Annotated in this window: 2 protein-coding genes; one reads left to right on the top strand and one right to left on the bottom strand. The window is 63.3% G+C overall.

Translation table 11 applies throughout. The annotated features are described in order from the left end of the window. The first annotated feature begins 355 nt into the window (after window positions 1–355). Window positions 356–844, top strand: coding sequence for a hypothetical protein (locus ABZ070_RS36990; protein ID WP_356640556.1), 489 nt, complete (start codon window positions 356–358; stop codon window positions 842–844). Window positions 845–1,606: 762 nt separating this feature from the next. Here the strand turns inward: ABZ070_RS36990 and ABZ070_RS36985 are convergent. Further along, window positions 1,607–2,193 (bottom strand): formyltransferase family protein (locus ABZ070_RS36985; protein ID WP_356640554.1); only part of this gene is annotated, 587 nt, incomplete at its 5' end.

Genomic DNA, 2,193 nt, shown 5'->3' with positions numbered 1-2,193 from the left:
CACCAGATACGACAAGACCGTCGAGTCCTACGAGGCGGCCGTCACCCTCGCATCGCTGTTGATGTGAGCGTGACACTTTGACGACAACTCCTAGCGCGGACCCCTCACTGCTTCCCCTCATCATCGAGGCCGTCACCGCTCTCAGCTTCTACAAAAAGGGCTGGTGAATCCCTCGTTTATAGGCCTCCTGGGATTGAGCAGTGGCTACTCACGCCTTCTCGTCTCTGTAGCGCAGAGTTCTCTGTACTGGCTAAGGAGAGGATTCGAGATGACAACGGACGCACGTGATGATTTGACTAGGGTGGAACGGCTGCGGAGACAAGCAAGAGGTGATCGTCGGCCATCTTCGGTCCCATTGATCATTTTCGGTGCCGTTACTCTGCTCGGTGCCCCATTCGCCTTCGACATCAATGGGCTGGGCAAGGTGTTCTGGATACCGGCAGGACCTGTATGCTTTGTGCTGGTGGATCCCTGGATCCGGTGCCAGGCAGCGCAGCGGGGATCGCATTTCTGGACCGGACTCGTCACACTATTGGCCGCTGCCATGCTCTTTTCTGTGGGCATCTGGGGGCTGACCACGATGGCTTTTGCCCTTGTGTTGCATGCCGTGATTCAGCACAACGCCTTCCTGGCCGCTTGCGCGCTAGCCTTTGGGGTTATCGGAACTCTGGAGCAGCAGTACGTTCTGGATCAGTACCTGTATACACTTGCTTTGTGGAGTGGCTGGAATCAAGCCGGTGCCGGATACTTCAGCGCGGCACCCGTTCTCGTCTATGGACTTCTCGGTTTGTCATTGATTGGAGCTGGCTTGCTGGTACGCCGACGGGAGCGGGCGGGCTCATGAAGGACCCAGGCCAGAAAAGCGGCAACCATCCTACGGCTATCCTAGACGACGTAGTGCACCCCCAAGGCCCGCTCGGTCTGCTTGCCGTGCATTCTTAAAAGTAACAGGCTGTTCGGTTATCTGAAGTCCCTCGCTGGAATTCGCTGACGGAGATTTGAGGCCCTTGTGTGAACGATGCTCCACCGAGCGCATGAGCTCGCGGTGGGCGGTGCCGTAGCTCTTCAGCTTGTCGGTGACTCGCTGCCTGCGCACACTGGCACGGAGCAGGAGCTGAAGGCGTATGGCAGAGCCACCGCGAGCTGCGGAAACCGGCACATCGTCTCTTCGGCGCCGGTCAGGTGGATGGTGCGCCCGGAGCTGTACGCGCCGGCGACCGGGATGGGGCTGCTCACCCGAATGAGGCGCCAGCCGCCCAGCATGGAGGCGGCACTCCGCACGTCGCGGCAAGGCGGTTGCCGGAGCGGAGAAAGACACTCCCGGCGCGCGTGCCAGTTCCTGTGATGGCTTTGACGACGGCGGCAGCAAGCAGATCCTCGCGCTCCGCCGTCTCACCGGCGATCGTCCCGCACGTAATCCCAGTGTGCGCAGAGCCAGCCCCACCGGCCCAGTAGGGCAACCCAGCGAGACGCGCTGATCACAGATCGCAGCGCACCGGCCGTGCCAGGGCGAGGCGGCATCGGCGCGGTCGTGACAGATGTCAGAGGTGTGTGCCCATGCGCCGGCTCGGGCCGGGTCGGGCCGGCGGGCGGATGGCTGCCCGCGTCATCGCAGGGCTGTGGCGAGCTCCGGGAGGTAGCCGACCAGGAAACCCAGGTCGGTGGCGCGGGCGAAGTTCGGGTGGCTGCGGTGCTGGGGGAGGCGCGCCAGTGCTTTGAGGCCGAAGTAGTCGCCGTCGTCCGCGCCGGTGGGCGGGGTGGGCTCGCCGGCCCAGGCGGGGTCGGCTGCCACAAGGGGTACGCAGCGCTCGAACAGCTGGTGACAGGTCTGCAATCCGCGGCGCAGCACCACGTGGTACGGCTCGTCCGGGCCGATCGGATAGGAATCGGCGGCCAGAGTGGGGCCGGTGTCGATTCCCTCATCCACCTGGTGGAGCGTCGCGGCGAACTCCCGCTCGCCGTGCAGCATCGCGTACACCAGGGCTACTTCGGGCAGCCCCCGATAGGCCGGCAGTGGGCCGTGGTGGATGTTGAGGATGCGCAGTCCGGTGGACAGCACCGGTGCGCGGAAGATCATCCGATTGTTGAGCGACCAGACTAGTACTGCAACGGTTCTTGTCGTGACGGTTGTTTGGTTTCGGGTGGTGTGTGGCCGCGTTGTTTGTAGTGGCTGAGGCGGGCTTGGTGTTGTCG

Origin of the sequence: Streptomyces sp. NPDC006283 (assembly GCF_040613325.1) — a bacterium.
Taxonomy (GTDB): domain Bacteria; phylum Actinomycetota; class Actinomycetes; order Streptomycetales; family Streptomycetaceae; genus Streptomyces.
The sequence above is the reverse complement of the archived record's forward strand: the minus strand, read 5'-3'. Positions and strand labels throughout refer to the sequence as shown.